This is a genomic window from Methanobacterium petrolearium (genome assembly GCF_017873625.1).
GTDB lineage: Archaea > Methanobacteriota > Methanobacteria > Methanobacteriales > Methanobacteriaceae > Methanobacterium > Methanobacterium petrolearium.
In genome coordinates this window covers 84,649-105,517 of record NZ_JAGGKL010000005.1, presented here as the reverse complement: position 1 = coordinate 105,517, position 20,869 = coordinate 84,649, and the positions used below count along the sequence as shown (strand labels likewise).

The 20,869-nt window shown below is 37.0% G+C and carries 12 protein-coding genes; 10 read left to right on the top strand and 2 right to left on the bottom strand.

Annotation, left to right across the window (positions count from 1 at the left end):
* The first annotated feature begins 15 nt into the window (after window positions 1-15).
* The 3 genes from J2743_RS05945 (at window position 16) to atwA (ending at window position 3,230) form a co-directional block, all read left to right on the top strand.
* Complete coding sequence (locus J2743_RS05945; RefSeq protein ID WP_209625660.1) at window positions 16-783, top strand: HEAT repeat domain-containing protein; 768 nt, start codon at window positions 16-18, stop codon at window positions 781-783.
* 213 nt (window positions 784-996) lie between these two features.
* Complete coding sequence (locus J2743_RS05940; RefSeq protein WP_209625659.1) at window positions 997-1,569, top strand: DUF134 domain-containing protein; 573 nt, start codon at window positions 997-999, stop codon at window positions 1,567-1,569.
* Between the two features lie 56 nt (window positions 1,570-1,625).
* A complete protein-coding gene (gene atwA / locus J2743_RS05935) occupies window positions 1,626-3,230 on the top strand; it encodes a methyl coenzyme M reductase system, component A2 (RefSeq protein WP_209625658.1) in 1,605 nt (534 codons plus the stop codon).
* A gap of 261 nt (window positions 3,231-3,491) precedes the next feature.
* Here atwA and J2743_RS05930 read toward each other — a convergent pair whose 3' ends face one another.
* Window positions 3,492-4,175, bottom strand: a complete 684-nt coding sequence (locus J2743_RS05930; RefSeq protein WP_209625657.1) for a DNA alkylation repair protein — start codon at window positions 4,173-4,175, stop codon at window positions 3,492-3,494.
* Window positions 4,176-4,358: 183 nt separating this feature from the next.
* On the opposite strand from J2743_RS05930, the gene J2743_RS05925 reads away from it, so the two are divergent.
* Window positions 4,359-5,768, top strand: a complete 1,410-nt coding sequence (locus J2743_RS05925; protein WP_209625656.1) for an MFS transporter — start codon at window positions 4,359-4,361, stop codon at window positions 5,766-5,768.
* 40 nt (window positions 5,769-5,808) lie between these two features.
* Here the strand turns inward: J2743_RS05925 and J2743_RS05920 are convergent, their stop codons facing one another.
* Window positions 5,809-6,711: an AEC family transporter gene (locus J2743_RS05920; RefSeq protein ID WP_209625655.1), complete on the bottom strand. Its 903-nt coding sequence runs from the start codon at window positions 6,709-6,711 to the stop codon at window positions 5,809-5,811.
* Window positions 6,712-7,334: 623 nt separating this feature from the next.
* Here J2743_RS05920 and J2743_RS05915 point away from each other — a divergent pair.
* The 6 genes from J2743_RS05915 to J2743_RS05890 all read left to right on the top strand — a co-directional run bounded on the left by J2743_RS05915 (window position 7,335) and on the right by J2743_RS05890 (window position 20,766).
* Entirely contained in the window at window positions 7,335-7,943 is a 609-nt protein-coding gene (locus J2743_RS05915; RefSeq protein ID WP_209625654.1) for a 4'-phosphopantetheinyl transferase family protein, read from the top strand.
* Window positions 7,944-8,003: 60 nt separating this feature from the next.
* Complete coding sequence (locus tag J2743_RS05910; protein WP_209625653.1) at window positions 8,004-15,944, top strand: non-ribosomal peptide synthetase; 7,941 nt, start codon at window positions 8,004-8,006, stop codon at window positions 15,942-15,944.
* 79 nt (window positions 15,945-16,023) lie between these two features.
* Entirely contained in the window at window positions 16,024-17,766 is a 1,743-nt protein-coding gene (locus J2743_RS05905; protein WP_209625652.1) for an MATE family efflux transporter, read from the top strand.
* Between the two features lie 102 nt (window positions 17,767-17,868).
* Complete coding sequence (locus J2743_RS05900; protein WP_209625651.1) at window positions 17,869-18,165, top strand: STAS domain-containing protein; 297 nt, start codon at window positions 17,869-17,871, stop codon at window positions 18,163-18,165.
* A gap of 90 nt (window positions 18,166-18,255) precedes the next feature.
* The gene (locus tag J2743_RS05895) at window positions 18,256-18,672 is read left to right on the top strand and encodes an ATP-binding protein (protein WP_209625650.1); all 417 of its coding nucleotides are present in this window, start codon (window positions 18,256-18,258) and stop codon (window positions 18,670-18,672) included.
* Between the two features lie 153 nt (window positions 18,673-18,825).
* Window positions 18,826-20,766, top strand: coding sequence for a SpoIIE family protein phosphatase (locus J2743_RS05890; protein ID WP_209625649.1), 1,941 nt, complete (start codon window positions 18,826-18,828; stop codon window positions 20,764-20,766).
* The last annotated feature ends 103 nt before the right edge of the window (window positions 20,767-20,869 follow it).

The following is a 20,869-nucleotide window of genomic DNA, read 5'->3' as shown; positions in this document are numbered from 1 at the left end:
TCTTCGGAGCATGGAATGGGATACTACGATCTGAGTAAAGAGGAAAGGCAGAAGTTCGTCCTGAAAATAAAAAAGGAAATTGGAGAGGACCTTGAAAGTGGTAAATCCACTGCTATACTTCATTATTCCTCAGATGATGATGTTTACATTCGTAAAAATGTTTCCACCATTATGGGGAGGATTTACCGTGACCAGGGAATATTTCAAGAAGAGATAATCCAGGTTGCCAGTGATCTGTTAAAAAATGATGATGAAAATGTTAGGCAGACTGCAGTGTATATGTTGGGAGAGGTAGGGAAAAAAGATGCAGATATAGTTTTTCCCTACCTGGAAACTGCCCTTCGAGATCCTCATCACAAAGTTAGGAACTCTGTAATGAGTACATTAAAGGTAATGGGCCAGAAAAAACCTGAACCAACCCTTAAATTCGCAGAAATGTTTATACATGACCCTGACCCCGAGGTAAGGCGTAAAGTGGTGCATGGAATTGAACTGCGAGGTAGAACACACCCTGAAGATATCTTACCCATTCTGGAACAATTACAATATGAAGAAAACCCTCAGGTAAAAAAAATGATAATTCATGTACTGGGACAGATAAGCTACAAAGAAGGGTGTCTGGAGAAAGTGACTTCCGCCCTTAAAACCTGGAATAACAAAGAACTTGTGGAGAGCACCATACCCTACATAATTGAAGTACATAAAAAATATCCATTCAGTGATAAAACCTCTAAAGAGGCTGAAAAATATTTAAAAGAGAATTTCAAGGATTACCATATCTAATCCATTGTTGTTATATTGTAATTTATGTAATCCTATGCGTATTTTCATTAAACTATGAAACAGTAAACTTATTTTTGAAATTTCAAAATTAATAATAACTTTTTAGTATTTTTGGACAATCCATCCTTTAAACAAAGATTTTGAGAGAATTACAACTCTTTTTAGTAAAATGGTGCAAAACATATATATTGAATTATTGAATATATATTCACTATGGCAAGACCCCGGAGATTTAGAAGGATTTCTGAAAACCCCCAGATAAGATGTTTTAAACCGGAAAGAGAAGATCTGGATAATGTTAATCCTATTGAAATATTAATAGATGAATTTGAAGCAATCAGACTGAGAGACTATCATGATATACAACAAAAAAGATCCGCAGAAATAATGGGTGTTTCTCAGCCCACATTTCATCGTATTTTATCTTCTGCACGGAAAAAGATAGCTGATGCCTTAATCAATGGAAATACACTGGTAATCATTGGAGAAGGCCACATGAATCAATATGAATGTAATGAATGTGGATTTGAATGGCTACATCCCCGCAAAGAATATGAAAAATGTCCTGATTGTGGATCTACTAACATTCATATCGTAGAGGATGAAAATCGCTCTGAAGATTTATTAATGCAAAGAAAGTCATATGGAGGGACTGGACTCCGAGCAGGACCTCCCAAAGTTTGTAAATGTCCCAATTGCGGATATGAATCCCCAAAAGAGCGGTCAGTGCCTTGTAGTAACACTAAATGTCCAAAATGTGAAACTCCCCTTTGTGGAGTTGAATAACAATTTTAATGCATCTGTATGCGGATTATCTTAGATTAATTTAAATTGGTGGTTGAATGTCTTTCATAGAAATAAGAAACATAAGCAAAACATTCAATGGAGTTAAAGTACTGAACAATTTGAACATCAATGTAGAAGAAGGGACGATTTTAGGAATTCTAGGAAAGAGTGGTTCTGGTAAATCTGTCCTTTTGAACATGTTAAGAGGAATGAAGGATTACAAACCAGATGAAGGTCAAATTATCTACAATCTGGCTGTTTGCCCGGAATGTCTCACTGTTGAACCGCAATCCATGGAAGGAAAGGAGTGCGGGTGCGGAGGAACGTTTGAAAAAAGGGAGGTTGATTTTTGGGAAGCTGACCGGCACCTGTTTGCAGCTATCCGCCGCAGGATCTCCATAATGTTACAGAGAACCTTTGCATTGTACGAAGATGACACTGTGATTGATAACGTTTTAAAATCAATCGATGGACACAATGAAGAAGAAAGCACCTACATGGCTATTGATCTGATTGAATTAGCTCAGATGACCCATCGTATCACCCATATCGCCAGAGACCTTAGTGGAGGGGAAAAACAGCGAGTAGTACTGGCCCGTCAGCTGGCCAAGGAACCCATGATATTCCTGGCAGATGAACCCACCGGTACCCTGGACCCATCCACTGCTGAACAGATTCACCAGGCACTAATCGAGGGGGTGAAAAGTCAGGGCCTCAGCATGGTCATAACTTCACACTGGCCAGAAGTTATGAGAAACCTCTCTGATCACGTGATCTGGCTGGATAAAGGCGAAATAATTGAAGAAGGGGATCCAGAAACTGTGGTTAAGAGTTTCATGGAACATGTGCCCAAACCCAAAACAAGTGAGGAATTCCAAACTGGCGGACCCATCATCAAGATGTATGATGTTAAAAAACATTACTACTCCATTGAAAGAGGTGTGATAAAAGCTGTTGATGGCATTGACATTAGTGTGGATGAAGGCGAGATATATGGAGTAGTGGGGCTATCTGGAGCTGGTAAAACAACCTTATCCCGTATTCTTTATGGACTTACTGAACCCAGCAGTGGCGAAATAGAGGTTAAACTGGGAGACAACTGGATTGACATGACTGAAAAGGGCATCATGGGTCGTGGTCGGGTCAAACCATACCTTGGGATCCTTCATCAGGAATACAGTCTTTACCCTCACCGTAATGTCCTGGGAAACTTAACTGAAGCCATCAGCCTGGAGTTGCCAGCAGAATTTGCCAAGATGAAAGCGTTGTATGTTTTGAATGCTGTTGGATTTGGCGAAAATTATGCAGAAAGTATCCTCTACAAATACCATGATGAACTCAGTGGAGGAGAACGTCATCGGGTGGCCCTGGCCCAGGTACTCATTAAAGAACCAAACATTGTAATCCTGGATGAACCCACCGGTACCATGGACCCTATAACCCGGGTTCAGGTTACAGATTCCATTAAAAAAGCACGTAAAGAGCTTGATCAAACCTTTGTAATTATCAGCCACGACATGGACTTTGTCCTGGATGTCTGTGACCGGGCTTCCATAATGAGGGGAGGTAAGATCCTTAAAACCGGACTTCCCAGTGAAGTTGTGGATGAACTGACAATTACAGAAAAGGATAAAATGCTGAAAGAAGGCTTAAAATCTTAAAAAAAACATTAAGTCCATTAGGGACATTTTTATTTATTTTTATTATTCTTTTTAGATATTTTTTTGTGAACAGAACTACCCAGAATTTTTTAAAACTGGAATACCTAAAAAAATTTTTTCTTAACTAGTTTAAGGATGGTGAAAATAGTGTATAAAATAGCTCTACTAGCTCTGGCAATACTCGTAGTTGCTTTTGCAGTGATAAATGATCCTTTGAAAAAATATTAAAAATCATTTTAACTTCTTTTTCTTTATACCTTTTTACCAAGGCTTTCCAATCTTTTTTTGGACTTTTTCGCTCTTTAATTCCCTGAGTGCGTCTTTAGCTATCCATTTTGCGCTTTTAGAATCAATTTTAAGGATATCCTCAGCAACTATAATGGCTTTTCTATTAAAATTCAGGTTCCTTTTCCCAATATGTCTTAAAGCCCAGTTTACCGCTTTTTTAACGTAATTCCGGTTATCAGTTGATTCCCTGATTATCAAGGGGAAAAATTCCTCAAATTTTTCATCAGGGGCTCTTTTATCATGAACTGCCAGAACAGCGATTAATGTGAAAGCCGCTCTTTTTGTGAACTCTTCATCGCGTTTGCCCCACTCAAATATCTTCTGATATGCGAAAGGTGTCATTCGGAACAGTTTCATGCAACACTGGTCACATATCTCCCAGAAATCAAAATCAGCTGCCCATTCATCCATCTGTTCAGAAGTCACTAGATCAGGGTCTTCTATCATGCATGCCAGGATCCGTGTTTCCCTGTAACCTTTTTCCCACAATTTAAGGGCCAGGGCATGATTTTTCCCAGTTTTTTTGGCTATTCGCCGTAATTCAGGTATTTTCACAGCATATACCTTTTTTGGATTTATTCCAAACCGGGCCATTCCTTCCACATCTTCTGGGCTGGAGAGTGATTCCAGCTCCTGGATTATTTCTTCAAATTTCATAAGGACCTCCAACTCATATTAACCTTGAAGGATAAATAAATAGTTAAAAGGTATTCAAAAAGGGGTAATGCATTTCCAGTAGATATAAATCATTCATAATGGAACACTCCACAAATTCGTGCCAATTGTATATGAACTAATTTCAAAATCCTGAGTAACATGATTTTTCAGGGGGCATTATAAATGCTTGAAAATTTACAGGATAACCAGAAACTGATTCTTCTTGTTATTTCGCTGGCCAGTTTCATGTCATTTTTGGACATATCCATTGTAAACGTTTCCCTGCCCACCATGGCCAAATACTTCGGTGTGACCACCAGCGATGTTCTATGGACCATCCTGATATATATAATTGTTTTAGGTAGTTTTTTAATAGTTTTTGGTAAATTAGCCCAGCAGAAAGGTTTTAAAAAGGTTTTTCTAACCGGATTTTTCATTTTCATTGTTGGGTCTAGTTTAAGTGGTATTTCCACTCAGTTTCATGAACTAATACTTTTCAGACTCCTGCAGGCTTTTGGTGCAGCCATGTTCTCTGCCATTACCTCAGCAATGGTCTTACAATACCTCCCTGAAAACAAACGAGGTAGGAATTTGGGAATTGTAACCACCATAGGATCACTGGGGCTGGCTTTAGGCCCATTACTTGGGGGTTTCATCACAGAGTACATAAATTTCCACTGGATATTTTTTATAAACGTCCCTATAGGCATTATAGGCATGATTTTGGCACATGCCACTCTCCACGAAACTGAAAAACATGCAGGGTCTCTGGACCTTGTGGGGGTGGCCATGTTTTTCATAGCCCAGAGCACTCTTATTTTTGCACTTAACAAGGGACTGGATTATGGCTGGACTTCTGCAATTATCATTGGCAGCATTATCTGTTCAGTTATCTTCTGGGTTCTTTTCATTTTCCAGGAATCAAAAGCTGCTGAACCCCTGATTAATCTTAACTTTTTGAAGATGAGGGAGATTGCCCTGGCTAACAGTGCCAACATCTTCTCCAACATGCCATTTGCCGGAGCAGTGGTCCTCCTGCCCTTTTACTTTGAAGTGGTGAAGGGTATGAGTACCAGTCATTCTGGTTTGATGCTCACCATCATGCCCATTGCCATTTTTATAGTAGGGCCATTGGCTGGCACTTTTTCTGATAAAATAGCACCTAACCGGGTTACCCTTATGGGGGCAGTGATTGGGATCATTGGATGTCTGGTTTTATCCACATTCAACCCTTCAAGCAGTCTCCTATACATATCAATTGGCCTTTTGATTTTAGGAGCCTCAGTAGCAGCTTTCAATCCACCTAACACCAAATTCATTCTTTCAGAAAGTCCATCCAAGTACCGGGGAATAGCATCTGGCCTGGTTAACACTTCCAATATGATGGGTAATGGTTTTGGAACTGGAATTCTAGGTACAGTGGCAGCCATGGTTGTTTATAATACAGTAGGCCCCAGCACCAGTGACAAATTAACACCAGCTTTGGTTTCTCAAGGACTGCACAACGCATTTTTGGTGGGTGCGGTGGCTATGGGAATCGCGTTGATACTGATTGCCATGACTAAATATAAAAACCTGTCAATTGATTCTTAAGTCAATTGATTCCTAAATACATTCAAACGGTTTATATATACTATATGAACAGGATTAAAACTGTGATGGTTATAATACTAAGGGCGGTGCTCATGAATATGCAGGCTGCAGTTACCTTTACATCCAGTTTGTAGGTTACAGCCAGAACCAGACTTAACATTGCCGATGGCATGCCTGCCTCTACAATAGTTACTGTGCGGTCCAGACCAGATAACCCCACCAATCCCACAATGACCATGGCAATCATAGGAGAGATGATTAATTTAAGTACTGAAACAAAGGAAGCAACATCAAAATATTCTTTAATACCTTTAAATTCCAGTGAAAGGCCTAAAGATATCATTATCATGGGTATAGCAGCACCACTCAAATAGTTAAGTGTACTGGTAATGACAGATCCCAGTTGAAGATGTAGTAGGTTGGCAAAAACTCCACAGATAACTGCCAGTAACGGTGGAAACAGAACTGACTTTTTTATTATATCCTTATAACTTCCACCGTAACGAATTAGGAAGAATATTCCAAATGAGATGAAAAGTAGGGTGGAACCTACATCATAGAATACTGCCCTTACCAGCCCTGTAGCTCCAAAAACTCCCAATACAACAGGATATCCTAAAAATCCTGAGTTGAATAGGGCTGATGCTGTCACCACACCCCATCGGGTTTTAGCAGAGTAACCCTTAAAGTGAGTGAAGAAGTAAGCAATTATCCCTGATATAATGCCCATAGTAATACAGATAAGAGTGATAGTTCCAAAAGTTCTAATATTAGATAGATCTGCATGGTACATGGCTAGAAAGATTAATGCAGGAATAGCAATGTATACCACAATCTTATTAAGAGTCTGAGTATCTTCTGGCTTTAAAAATTCATATCTGCGGCATACATAGCCAATGAGTATCATCACTACAATGGCGAGAATAGTTTCATAGGAATTCATAATGTAACATATATATCTTGGTTCTCATTTAACTTTAGGCTGTCTCGTAATATACCGTTTTTTTTGATTTTTCTTTACAGAGTATGCTAAAGGTGAGCATCACGTTAACAATTCTAAAACTCGACAATCATTAATTTGAACACTATTTGAACATTTTCAGGGGTGTTTACAAGACAAAACATGACACACATGTAAAATTATTCTTTGTAATATTATTTTTCTTCCAATTCACCTCTCTCAACAGAATATAGTGGTTTTAAAAAAGCACCTCAACTCACTCTACAACCATATACACATACAGAGCAACTAGTGAATTATATTAACTCGTTTTGACCTAAACACTTCATAAGATCACCTTGAATAGGTTACTTAATACTCACCATGTGATCCCATAATACTTATAGACTTTCTACCGAGCCCTGGTTTATTACCAAAGTTTCCTACACTCTAAGTTGGAAAAAATTCATAGAAAAGCAAAGAAAAGGTGCCAAAAAAATTAACTAAGGTTAATCACATTAAATAGCAATATGATCCCTGTTATTTTTTTTAGTTTATGGTGATTCATGAATATAAAGAATATAAAAATTTCCTAAAGTGAGACAATGCGGTTATACTATATGAACGTGTCAAAACTTGATTGTAATAAAATACCAGCCTCGTTGTCCAATGAAAGACTAAAAAAATCCAAAAGATATGTGCATCAAAAAGATCGTTATTTATCCATTGGTGTGGAAATTCTGTTAAATCACGTTTTAGGAGAAATTGGTATCTATGACCCACTTTTTGGCGTGGATCACTATGGTAAGCCATTTCTAAAAAATTATTCCGATGTTTTTTTTAACTTGTCACATTCAGAGGAATATGTAGCTTGTGCAGTTTCTAATTCACCGGTTGGTGTGGATATTGAACACATTCATGATATAGATTTAAACATAGCAAAATATTACTTCTATGGCAGTGAATACAAACATATCATACATAATAAGGACAAAAAGAAAGCTTTTTTTGAATTATGGGTCCTTAAAGAGAGTTATATGAAAATGACAGGCTTAGGATTTAGACTTCCCCTTGATGAATTCTCTATTGAAATTAATGATGAAATCAAGTTAATACACCAGGAAAACACTGGTGAATTTGGAGTCTGGAATATTTGTAATGACGAATATATGTTGGGAGTATGCTCCAAGGGGAAGATTACAAAACCAGTTCTAATAAATTTAAATGATTTATAAAATTAAATACTATTAAATGAGATAAGAGAGATTATGGGAAAATTTAAGGGGGATGTGTACATGGATGGGTTTGAATTATCAAATGCACAAAAAAGAACCATTATAACTGAAATCAGTAAACCAGGCACTGAAATCTATATTCTTTCATTTAAATCTAAATTTCCACTAAAAGATGAAAAATATGTGAAACAAGCCTTAAACATGCTTATTGCTGGAAATCTTCAGTTACGCATCAGGAAAGATGAAGACATGAATTTCATACAGTACTATGCTGATGAACCTGGTTCTTTTTCGTATTTAGATATGTCCCATAAAAGTGAAGATGAAATAAATGATTACATAAATTTATTTTCGGTTAAACCCTTCACTGAAATCTTCGATACTCCTTTATATAATTTCACACTCCTCAAAACTCCAAAAGAGTTCATAGTGCTTGGTCGTGTTCATCATATCATTATGGATGGAAGTTCGGTGAGTATTTTTGCCAGAAACTTGGAAAACTGTGTTTATGCTTTAAAAAAAGGAGAAGAATATCAAGTACCCCAACTTTCATACCAGGGCTATGTGGAAAAGGAAAAAGAATATCTTTTAAGTGGAGAAGCAAAAGAAGATGAAGATTTTTGGCTCTCTAATCTGGATGGATATTCCAAGGATTGGTATCTTTTAGAAGATATGGCTATTAAACGTAATTATTTTTATTTAAAACCCGATTTGATCGATAAATTAAATAATTTATCTTCTGTTGATGGTGAAAGGATATCTCCCTTTGTATTGGCCTTATCAGTTGTATCTTTATACTTTGCTAAGAGTACTTGCAGTGAAGACACAGTCTGGAATAGTGTGTATCATGGTAGAGATTTTGATAAGGATATACATGAGATGTTGGGCATGTTTGTGAATATGATGCCTCTCAGACTTGATTATGATAAAAATAGGTCATTTAAAGAGGTTTTATTGTACGCTAAATCTGTGCTGAAAGATGGTTTGAGACATGGCAAACTATCCTTTAACCGGTATGGTCCCAAATTACAGCAGAAAGGCATTGATCCAGCAATGCTATCCATGTATTCAATAGTATCCAATTCAACAGATTCAAATGTGGAATACTTATTTAATAATTCCAGAAGTGAATTCCCGTTCCATGTCCGTGTGAATCCATCTCTACCTGATAAAAATGGTTTACAGCTTTTACAGATTGAATATAATAAGGACTGTTTTTCAGATGATCAAATCAGAGTTATGGTGGAAAACTTAGAAAAACTGCTACACACCATTGCAGATAATCCAGATATCGTCTGTGATGAGATTGAAATAGAAACCAGTGATTTTTACAAGGCTGAAAAGTATTTCAAAGAAATGATGAAGAGAGTTGATGGTGCAACATCTATATCTGCAGATCAAAGTGGTAAAGAAGAAGAGGGTTCCCTGAAAGAGAGATCCATCACCATAGATAAATCAGATATCCTGGAATTTTCCAAAAGCAATGATTTTAACCCTAACCATCTGTTTTTATCAGCCACACTGTTTGCACTAGTTAAATTTGTATTTAGTAAAGATATCTTAGTATCCGTGACCTCTGATAATTCTTATAAAGGCCAGGAATTACCTTTTGCACAGAATATTAACACATATAGAACTGTGAAGGATTATTTAAGTGCTGTAAAAGAATGTTTCCAGGAAGTAGTTAATTTTGATTATTATCCTTTCATCAGGATATCCAGTGAAAATTTCATAACACCAGAATTTTTATACACCTACGTAACACACGATTATGATGAATCAACCCATAATTCTGATGAAAATTTAGAAAATAAGCCCATAAAACGTGATGAGACTGAATTTGAGAAGTTTAAACTAGTTTTTTTAGTTGAAAATGATGATAATGAGTTTAAACTTATTTCCAAGTATAACGATGCCATTTATTCTGAAGATTTAATAGATGTATTCATGGCAAGCATTAGCACTCTTCTAGATAAATTGATGGAAAACCCGGAAACCTTACTTTCAGACATTCCTATTTTACCTGATGATGGTATGGAAGAACGTTTCCAGATGAACCCTGTGGAAGAACCTTTATTGAATAAGCTTTTTGAAAAACAAGTAGAAAAGAATAAGAATAAAATTGTATTGACTGCAGAAGATGGTGAGTTCACTTATGCTGAATTGAATAAAAAGGCTAATCGGATTGCCAATGCATTACTTAAACAGGGAGTGAATGTTGAAGATAGAATTATTTTCATGTTGAAACGTGACAGTCGCCTTATTGCTACTATGCTTGGTATTGTGAAAGCAGGTTGTGTTTTCATCCCTGTTGATCCTGAATACCCTGAAGAAAGAATAAAACAGGTTATAGAGGATAGTGATGCAAAATATGTTATAACAGAAGAAGATTTACCTAACGCTTCAGATCTACCTAATGCCTTAGATGTGGATGAATTACTTTTGGAAGATGATGAAAAGAACCCCAATCCCAGATTATCTCCGGATAATCTATGTTACATGATTTATACCTCTGGTTCCACAGGCAAACCCAAGGGGGTGATGCTGACTCATGGTGGTATCACCAATTATGTGTCACCAGTTCCCCAGAACATCCCTATACACGCCCTAGTAAGGAAATCCCGTAAAATGATATCCATATCAACTGTATCATTTATTGTATTCCTGCGTGAGATTCTGGCAACCATTACCAATGGTATGCCAGTGGTGTTTGCCAATGAAGAACAATCCATAAACCCTCTAAAACTGGTTGAACTATTTGAAAAAACAGGGGCAGATGCTTTTGGAGCAACACCCACCCGATTATTACAGTATTTAGAAATTGATGAAATAAAGAAGACCATGCCCCGGTGTAAGGTGATAATTGTGGGTGGTGAAACCTTCCCTCCCCAACTCTATAATATCATGTCCCAGTACACCCAGGCTGAGATCTATAATTCCTATGGCCCCACTGAAATCACCATTGCCTCCCATGGAAAACTCATCGAGAGTGATGATATATCTGCTGGTGAACCCCTCCTGAATGTAACTGACAGGATCATGGACATTGATGCCAATCCCTTACCCTATAACATTGTAGGTGAGCTGTATGTGGCTGGTGCAGGAGTTGCCAGAGGTTACTGGAATAACGAAGAACTTACCAATGAACGATTCATCATGTACAATGGTCTTCGCTACTATAACACTGGCGACCTGGCAAAAAGGGATAGTGCCGGTGAATTGTACGTTTTAGGCCGAATAGATAGGCAAATTAAACTTCGAGGTCTCAGAATTGAACTTGGTGAAATTGAAAATGTCATCAACCAGTACCCTGGTGTTAAATCTGCATTTGTACTGGTAAAGACCATGCATGATACTGAACATTTATGTGCATACTTTACCGAGAATGAGAAAATAGATGTTGCAGATTTAAGGAATACCCTTTTAGCTGAACTACCCACTTATATGGTTCCATCCTATTTTGTTCGCATGAAAGAATTTCCTATGACTCCCAATGGAAAAACAGATCTGAATAACTTCCCTGATCCTCAAAAAGAAGATTATGAGTTAGCAGAAATGGTAGAACCAGAAACTGATCTGGAGAAAGATATCGCGGATATGTGTTCAGAAATACTGGGCACAACCAATTTTGGTGTGACTACAGACCTTTTCCAGCTTGGCCTTACTTCTTTATCAGTTCTTAAATTAGTTTCAGAAATTTCCCATAAATTTGGAGTCAGCGTTAATGTCACCAATATAATGAGGGCCCGAAACATACGGGAAATTGCGAAAGAAGTATCATCATCCACTGTAATTGAAGAAAAACACTACAAAAAACGGGAATTTTATCCTTTGACCCAGAATCAGTTGGGTGTCTATTTTGATTGTGTTAAAAACCCTGAAAAATTAACCTACAACCTGCCAAAAATGATAGTTTTCAAGGATATAGATCCTCTAAAACTAAAAGATTCCATCTTGAAACTAATCTCCAAGCACCCCTATATTAAAACACGCCTGGTTATGCGTAAGGGGGAAATATATCAGCAACGAATGGATGATTTAGATGTTTCCGTTGACATCATTGAAGGTAAAGTTACCGATAAGATTATAAAAGATTTCATAAACCCGTTCTCCCTATTTGAGGGTCCTTTGTTCCATTTTAGAATTTACACCAGTCCTGAGGAAACCGTTCTTTTATCTGATTTCCATCATATCATGGTGGATGGCACTGCCCTGAACATCCTCTTCAATGATCTGGGAACCATCTATGATGGGAAATCAGTTGGTAAAGAGGAGTATGATGGTTTTGATTTAAGTTTAGAGGAGATAGATGTAGAAAAAAGTCAACTGTACTTTCAGGCTGAAACCTATTTTGAAGATAGGGTAGCTGAATTTGACAGTGCCACGGTTATCTCCCCTGATCTTAAGGGAAAAGAATCAGAAGGATATTTAGGTGAAGTGGCACTATCTTTAGATAAAAAATTGGTTGAAAACTTCTGTAAAGATCATTCAATTACTCCTAACAACTTGTTTTTAGCTGCAACTGTATTCACACTGACCAAATTTGTTTATAATAAGAATATTCTGATTTCAACAATTAGTAATGGTAGGAGTAACCCCTATTTCCAGAACACAGTGGCTATGATGGTTAAAACATTGCCACTGGCTTTAAATGTCAATACTGATCTTACAGTAAATGATTTCTTCCAATACGTAGAAAACATCTGGTTAGATGTCTTAAAATATGAGGTTTATCCATTTACCCGTATTTCAGATAAATATGATATATTTCCTGAATTTTTATATGCCTACCATGGGAAGATCATTGAAGATATTCATATAAATGGTCATACTCTGGAAAGGGAAAGCCTGGAATATGAAGCACTAAAATTCAAGTCAAGTGTGAATATCATAGACACCGGCTCCAGATTCCATGTACAATGCCAGTACAACGATGCAATTTATTCTAAAGATTTGATGGAAACCTTTATAAAAAGCCTGGAACTGGTGGTAAACAAGATCATCCAGAACCCGGAAGATTTATTAAAAAACATCTCCATTGTACATGATGATGAGAAGAAAGAAGATTTCCGAGTTAAACCAGTACCAGAGCAATTAGTTAACAGACTTTTTGAAAAACAGGTTCTTAAAAGTTATGATAAACTTGCTTTAATGGCTGTTGATGGCAATTTCACTTATGATGAAATCAACAGGAAGGCCAATTGTATTGCCCAGGCGCTTATTAAAAGAGGATTAGAAGCAGAAGACAGGGTTATGTTCATTTTAAATAGAGATAGTCGTCTTATTGCTGCCATGATGGGTATTGTGAAAGCAGGATGTGCTTTCATCCCTGTGGATCCTGAATATCCTGAAGACCGGGTTAAACATGTTCTGGAAGATAGTAGTGCCCGCTATATTATCACTTCCCATGACTTTATAAGTTCTCGAGGATTACCTGGTGCTTTAGATGTGGACGAATTACTCTTAGAATATAACGAAGAAAACCCCCAACTTGAAATATCACCGGAAAATCTATGTTATCTTATTTATACTTCAGGTTCCACGGGCCTGCCTAAGGGAGTGATGTTAACCCATGCAAATATCACCAATTACCTGTCTCCAGATCCAGAAAATTGTTATGCCCATGCATTTGTGAATAAAGCCCATAAGATGCTTTCCATATCTACTGTTGCTTTTGATGTTTTTTTGCATGAAACATTCTTGACCCTGATGAATGGCCGTACCCTGGTTTTTGCAGGTGATGAAGACAGTAAAAACCCATTAGATCTTGTAAAATTATTTAAAAAAACTGGGGCTGATGCTTTCAGTGCAACACCCTCCCGAATGTTACAGTACCTGGAAGTAGAGGGTATGGATGAGGCTTTAGCAAACTGTAAAATTATCAGTGTTGCCGGTGAAAAATATCCGCCACAACTACATAGAAAACTGGAAAGCTGCACATCTGGAGAGATCTACAATGTATACGGTCCCAGTGAAACCACCATTTCCTGTAACACCAAACACATCACCGATGGGGATCACATAACTGTGGGTAAACCTTTATTAAACGTAACTGAAGAAGTAATGGACCTTGATGGAAATCCTCTTCCCTGTGGAGTTATTGGAGAATTGTATGTGGGAGGAATGGGAGTAGCCCAGGGATACCTCAATAGAGAAGAACTCAACCAGAAACAATTCATCACCATAAATGGTGTTCCCTACTACAAAACTGGTGACTTTGCCAGTAAAGAAAGAAATGGTGAATATAATATTTACGGACGTTTAGATAACCAGATCAAGCTAAGGGGCCTCAGAATAGAAATTGGGGAAATTGAAAGTGCAATTTCTGATTATCCTGGTATCAAGTCTGTGGCAGTGGTAGTCAAGAAAGTACAATCCCAGGACCATTTATGTGCTTACTTTACCAGTACTGGACAAATTGATATTGATGATCTGAAAAATGAATTAAAAAAACGTTTAACAAAATATATGGTACCCACCATATTCATGCCACTGGATAAACTACCCCAAACACCCAATGGGAAAACTGATCTTAAATCCCTCCCTGAACCGGTGTTAAAAGAGAGAATATACGTTCCACCAGAGAATGATACTGAAAAATTCTTTGCCCAGGCATTTGCCAAAATACTGGACATGCCTAAAGTGGGAGTTACTGATAATTTCTTTGATTTAGGTGGAACCTCGCTTCTGGTAACCAAAATCACCATTGAATCCCTGAACCAGGGTTATGAAATAAAATATGGGGATGTTTTTGCCAATCCCAGTCCCCGCGAATTGGCCAGGGTTATAACCGAAGCCGAAAACTCAACAAAAGAACAGGAAAATTACTCTTATGATATTCTCAATGGAGTTTTAGAGAAGAATACCATTCAGAATTTTGTAAATGGTGAAAAAGAAGAATTAGGTAATGTCCTGTTAACAGGAGCCACTGGATTTTTAGGGATACATGTTTTAAAGGAATTCATAGAAAATGAAACAGGCTCCATATACTGTATGCTTAGAAAGGGAAGGCGCACCACACCAGAACAGCGTTTAAAAATCCTTCTGTTCTATTATTTCAGTGAAAATTATGAGGAATTATTTGGATCCCGGATTCATGTGATTGGGGGAGATGTTACCAGTAAAGCTGATTTTGAAAAAACACGGGGTCTTCCCATAGACACGGTTATCAACTGTGCTGCTAATGTGAAACATTTTGCTGCAGGAACCCAGATTGAAGACATCAACATTGGTGGAGTGGTTAATGCAGTTGATTTTTGTAAAAAGAAGGACTGTAAATTTATCCAGATATCCACAACCAGTGTAGCTGGTGAAAGTGTTGATAATGTACCACCATTGGACACAGAATTTGATGAAAAAATTATATACGTGGGTCAGTCACTGGATAATAAATATTTAAGCAGCAAATTCAAGGCAGAAAGAGTGGTAATGGAGGCTATCAGTGAAGGATTACCCTGCAAGATCGTGCGGATGGGAAACCTTATGGCCCGACAGTCAGATAGTGAATTCCAAATTAATTTCGAAACCAATGGCTTTGTAAACCGCCTAAGAGCCTACGCAGCCATCGGGAAAATACCGTACTCTATTCTAGGAGGAAAAGTAGAGCTCACCCCCATAGACCTGGCAGCCCGGGCCATTATACTCTTGGGCACAACACCCCCTGATTGCACTCTGTTCCATGTTTACAATAATCACCAGATCTACATTGCAGACATTATAGATATAATGAGGACTGTGGGCTTTGATATTTCCGGAGCAGAAGAAGATGAATTTAAAAAAGCCTTTGCCCAGACCAGGGAAGATAAAGATAAACAGGATGCCATCTCAGGACTGGTCACTGCCATGGGCATGGGAAAAGGTAAGGGAAGAGCCCTGGTTCCTGTGGTTAACGATTACACCACTCAAATTTTATATAGGCTGGGTTACCAGTGGTCATTAATCAATGATGAGTATATTAAAATGTTTATAAACTATCTTAAAGAGATGAACTTCTTTGATTAATGGTTTAACCATCCATAATCATTTGTAGTATCCAATGGTATCCTTATTGGAAAAAATTGTATCCTTATTGGAGAATTGTATGTACGAAAGAAACTATGACCTGGTATCTGCCAAATTTAAAGAATTTTTTTTACCAACCCTACTGATGTCCATGGCCATGAACATCAGCACCTTCATGGACACCGTAATTGTAGGTAACACCTTAGGACCTATTAATATATCTGCTATGGCCCTTATTGCCCCCATAATTACTTTTATTAACCTTATTTACTGGATGGTGGGTTTGGGAGGTTCTCTGCTTTCTGCAGTGGCTAAAGCTGACCGTGATGAAGAAAAAAGTGACATGTTCTTCACAGTCTCTATAATCCTGCTCATCACCATTGGAGTGACCTTTTCCGTGTTGGGATTGGTGTTTTTGGATAATCTGGTAGCTGCCCTCACCAGCAATCCCCAGCTGGCATTACTGGTTAACCGGTTCCTGGGTGTTTACTTTATGGGATCACCCCTGTTATTTCTTTTAATGGGAATTGCTTACTTCATACGTGCCGATGGCAAACCCAAATTATCATTCTATGCACTGTTAATAGCCAACATTGTAAATCTGATAATGGACTTTTTCTATATACTGGTTCTGGGAATGGATATTCAGGGAGCAGCTCTGGCAACCGTCACCGGATACACCGTGGGCACCATCTTCATCATGCAATATTTTTTCTATAAAGATAGAACCATGCATTTCCTGTCTTTGGCAAAATGTAAATTATACGCAGTATGGGATATTGTAAAGATAGGTTTTCCTCCAGCATCTTTACAACTATTTCTAACCATCAAACTATTTTTCATAAACACCCTCATCTCTCTGGTAGTAGGCAAACCAGGCTTAACAGCATTTTCAGTTTATTACAACAGCCTTTTCATTGTTTACATGTTTTTAATTGGAACTTCCCAGGCCATGTCTCCCATAGTTTCTGTTTACTTCCAGGAAAAGGATTATTTTGGAGTAAAATACACCATCAACACTTCACTTAAGATCGTATTATCAGCAGGAGTGGTGTTCACCATACTCTTTATGGCCTTCCCCGGACCATTACTGAATTTATTCGGAGTTCATGATGCTGTAGACCTGGCAGTAGGGATAAATGCCATACGCATACTTTCCTTAAGCATTATTGCCATGGGTATCACTTTTTTAATGATGTTTTATACTCAGGCTATTCAGCAGAAAGAACTATCATTTATCATCTCCATAACCGAAGGTCTTTTAATCCCAGTAACCAGTGCTTACCTGCTTGCCGGCATTATAGGTGCAGATGGTATCTGGATATCATTTTTGATAGCAGAACTGGGTGCAATCCTCATTATTTATCTGGCCACTCGTATCATCTCTAAACGCTCCCATGGAAAATATTCAGGATTTTTCTTACTGGGTAACCATGGGGATACTCCAGTGATGGATGTAACTATTGGCAGTTCTGTGGAGGAAGTGGTGGGATTATCTGAAAAATTGATTGATTTTGCCACAGCGAATGGCGTGGATGAGAAAATTGCCATGAGAATTGGTATGACCATGGAAGAGATGACCATTAACACTATAAACTACAATCCGGATAAAATAGATTATATTGATATTACAGCAAGAATAGAAGACAAAAAAATAACCATGGCCTTTAAAGATTCAGGAGTTGAATTTAACCCTGCCAATTTTTTACCGGAAGAAAAAGATTCCTTTGAGAACATTGCTGTGTTACAAAAAATGGCAGATGATATAAGCTACGCCAGGGTTATAGGATTAAACAGTACGGTTATTTCTATAAAAAAGTGAAAAACCTATAAAAAGGGTATAAACATGAAATTAATCATATTAATAATAAAATTAAAATATTAATGATTATATTTAAGTTATATGTCATTCCGGGGTTAAACCATGAACATCGATAAAATATCAGAAGAAGATAAACTGATTATCAGATTAGAAGGCAGACTGGATACCAGCACAGCACCGGTTTTAGAAAAAGAACTAAAAAAAGATATTCCACAAGTAAAAACATTGATACTTGATTTTGGCAAATTGAAGTATATTTCCAGTGCCGGGCTGAGGTTGATTCTTGCCACCCAGAAAACAATGAATAAACAGGGTAGTATGATCATTAGAAACGTCAATGATTTTGTTATGGAAGTCTTTGAAACCACTGGATTTATAGATATTTTGACCATTGAATAATCCAATCATATAATTAATTATTTACCATTGAAACCATCAAATAATCCACTTTTACAAAAAAAAGTTAAAATAAGGGTTAAGGGGGTGTTTATGAATACAATAACCATAACCGCCAAAATAGAAAACCTGCCAAATGTGCTGAATTTTATTAATAATCAGTTAAATGGTTTGAATATCAGTGGAAAGACACTATTCCAATTGGAACTTGCCATTGAAGAAATTTATGTAAATATTGCCAGATATGCATATGTTGGAGAGGAAGGAGCCGTTACCATTACCTCCTGTATTGAAGAGGATCCTTTACAAATTATAGTAGAGTTTACAGATTCTGGAGTTCCTTTCAATCCATTAGAAAATGAAGATCCTGATTTTTCCCAGAAAACAGAAGAAAAAGAAATTGGAGGGTTAGGGATTCATTTGATTAAGAAAAACGTGGATTCCCTAGGATATAAATTTCATGATAATAAAAATGTTTTGACCATTAAAAAGATTTTAAATTCAGGGTGAACTTTTAAGTTTGAGATAATCTTTAAGTTTTAATGAATATCTCATAATTTAAGAAGATTTATTTAAAAAAATTAGTTTAAAGAGATTTTTTATGGTTTAGATGATTTTAACCCTTAAAATAAATTAAAATAAATGTAAGTGGTGAAGATGGAAATGAATGAAAGAAATTGTTCAAGCAGTAGCCTCAAATTCAATGTGGTGCGGTTACTGCTTTGCAGTGTCACCATCTTCATAATCGAATTTGTTTCTAATATCTTCATTCCAGTAATACCTGTGTTGGAGTTAGGTCCAGGCAGTGCCTTACCCCCTACCCTAGGTTTGATGTTCGGTCCTTGGGGAGCAGCCGGAGTAGCACTGGGAAATTTAACATCCAATATATTGGCTGGTTACCCCCCTGAAACTTACGTTACAACCCTTTTTATACAATTTTTCTATGGTTACATTCCCTACAAATTATGGTACACACTGGATATTGGGGAAAAGATCAGTTCACCCCGATTAGACACTGTGAAAAATTTAATTAAATTTGTGGTAATCATGTTCATCAATGCCATTATCATGGCCGGTTTATTAGGGTTTTTAATGGATTCAACAGGATCATATGATCTGGTTTCTTTAACCACACTCATATATGCAGTTAATAACTTCGATTTTTCTATAATGCTGGGATCTCTGATTATCATTGCAGCCAACATCTATGGAATTAGAATGTATAAACCAAAAATAGTTAAAAAACCTCTAGTTTCACCCAAAATCTTTGACGTTATAGCGATAAGTGCCATTATAATTGCTGTGGCAAATACGGTGTATTCTGCATTTAGCGATCCTGATATCTGGGCATTTGCCGCAGGAGCCATATCTTATTCTTTGATTTTTTTATATCTTTTAAAGCCAGTGACTAAACAGATCAAAGAAAAAACAAGTGAGATAAAGATTTCTTTAACAGAAAAGTTAATTGTAATTTTCATAATTACCGGTGCAATTATTGCCATTGTAACTGGAATCAGATCTATTTTAACCATCACTGGAATAGAAGGGGCTGAAATCCTATTCTGGGAGTCTGTTTACCTGAATATTACCATCATACTCACGATTTTTTATGTATCTGCCATAGGATTTTTATGGTATATAGAAAAAAATATCACAACTCCCATAGAATCCATATCAGATATTGTAAAGAATTATGTTGGTGATTCTGAGGATATAACCAATAGTAGTGAGATTATATCTGAATGTGAACAGTACATAACCAAGGAAAGTGAAGTGGGAATTCTGGCTAATTCTTTCCAAAAAATGGTCAGGGATTTGGAAATTTATGTAAAAAACTTGAAACAAGTCACCACAGAAAAAGAAAGGATAAATACCGAGTTAAATGTTGCCAAAAAGATACAGGAAGACATGTTACCCCGGAAATTTCCACCTTTCCCTGAGAGAAATGAATTCGATATTTATGCCATGGCCCTACCAGCCAAGGAGGTGGGTGGTGATTTTTACGATTTCTTCCTGGTTGATGATAATCATCTGGCAATAATAATTGCCGATGTTTCTGGAAAAGGTGTGCCCGCTGCCTTATTTATGGTGATTACCAAGACTCTGATTAAAAACCAGACTCAACTTGGAAAGAGTGCTGCAGAAGTCTTCACAACAGTTAATAATCAGCTATATGAAGGAAATGATGAAAACATGTTTGTTACTGCATTCATGGGCGTTTTAGAGATTGATACTGGTATCTTCACCTATGTAAATGCTGGACATAATCCTCCTTTGATAAAATATGGTAGAGATGAGTATGGCTGGTTGAAAGCAAAGCCAGGGTTTGTTCTAGCAGGTATGAAAAATGTGGAGTACCATCAAAAGGAGATCACACTAAAAACTGGTGATAGAATTTATTTGTATACTGATGGGGTTACTGAAGCCACTAATAGCAGTGATGAACTATTTGGAGATTCTCGTTTGCTAGAAACCATGAATAATAAAAAAGGTTTAAATCTCAGTGAGCAGTTAACCTATGTTAAAGGAGAAATTGATGTATTTATGGGTGACGAAGAGCAATTTGATGATATTACTATGCTTATTATCGAATATAAAAAGTAAATAAATGTACAATCAATTTAAACATCTTAATTGATTAGAGAATTGAATTTAAAGAACTTTCATACCGATTAATGTGTGCAAAAATTTTATAATTTGAGTAACG

Excerpts from the sequence above, each read along its gene's own strand:
- J2743_RS05945 (WP_209625660.1), top strand. The coding sequence starts at position 16 with ATGGGATACTACGATCTGAGTAAAGAGGAAAGGCAGAAGTTCGTCCTG.
- J2743_RS05940 (WP_209625659.1), top strand. The coding sequence starts at position 997 with ATGGCAAGACCCCGGAGATTTAGAAGGATTTCTGAAAACCCCCAGATA.
- atwA (WP_209625658.1), top strand. The coding sequence starts at position 1,626 with ATGTCTTTCATAGAAATAAGAAACATAAGCAAAACATTCAATGGAGTT.
- J2743_RS05930 (WP_209625657.1), bottom strand. The coding sequence starts at position 4,175 with ATGAAATTTGAAGAAATAATCCAGGAGCTGGAATCACTCTCCAGCCCA.
- J2743_RS05925 (WP_209625656.1), top strand. The coding sequence starts at position 4,359 with ATGCTTGAAAATTTACAGGATAACCAGAAACTGATTCTTCTTGTTATT.
- J2743_RS05920 (WP_209625655.1), bottom strand. The coding sequence starts at position 6,711 with ATGAATTCCTATGAAACTATTCTCGCCATTGTAGTGATGATACTCATT.
- J2743_RS05910 (WP_209625653.1), top strand. The coding sequence starts at position 8,004 with ATGGATGGGTTTGAATTATCAAATGCACAAAAAAGAACCATTATAACT.
- J2743_RS05905 (WP_209625652.1), top strand. The coding sequence starts at position 16,024 with ATGTACGAAAGAAACTATGACCTGGTATCTGCCAAATTTAAAGAATTT.
- J2743_RS05900 (WP_209625651.1), top strand. The coding sequence starts at position 17,869 with ATGAACATCGATAAAATATCAGAAGAAGATAAACTGATTATCAGATTA.
- J2743_RS05895 (WP_209625650.1), top strand. The coding sequence starts at position 18,256 with ATGAATACAATAACCATAACCGCCAAAATAGAAAACCTGCCAAATGTG.
- J2743_RS05890 (WP_209625649.1), top strand. The coding sequence starts at position 18,826 with ATGAATGAAAGAAATTGTTCAAGCAGTAGCCTCAAATTCAATGTGGTG.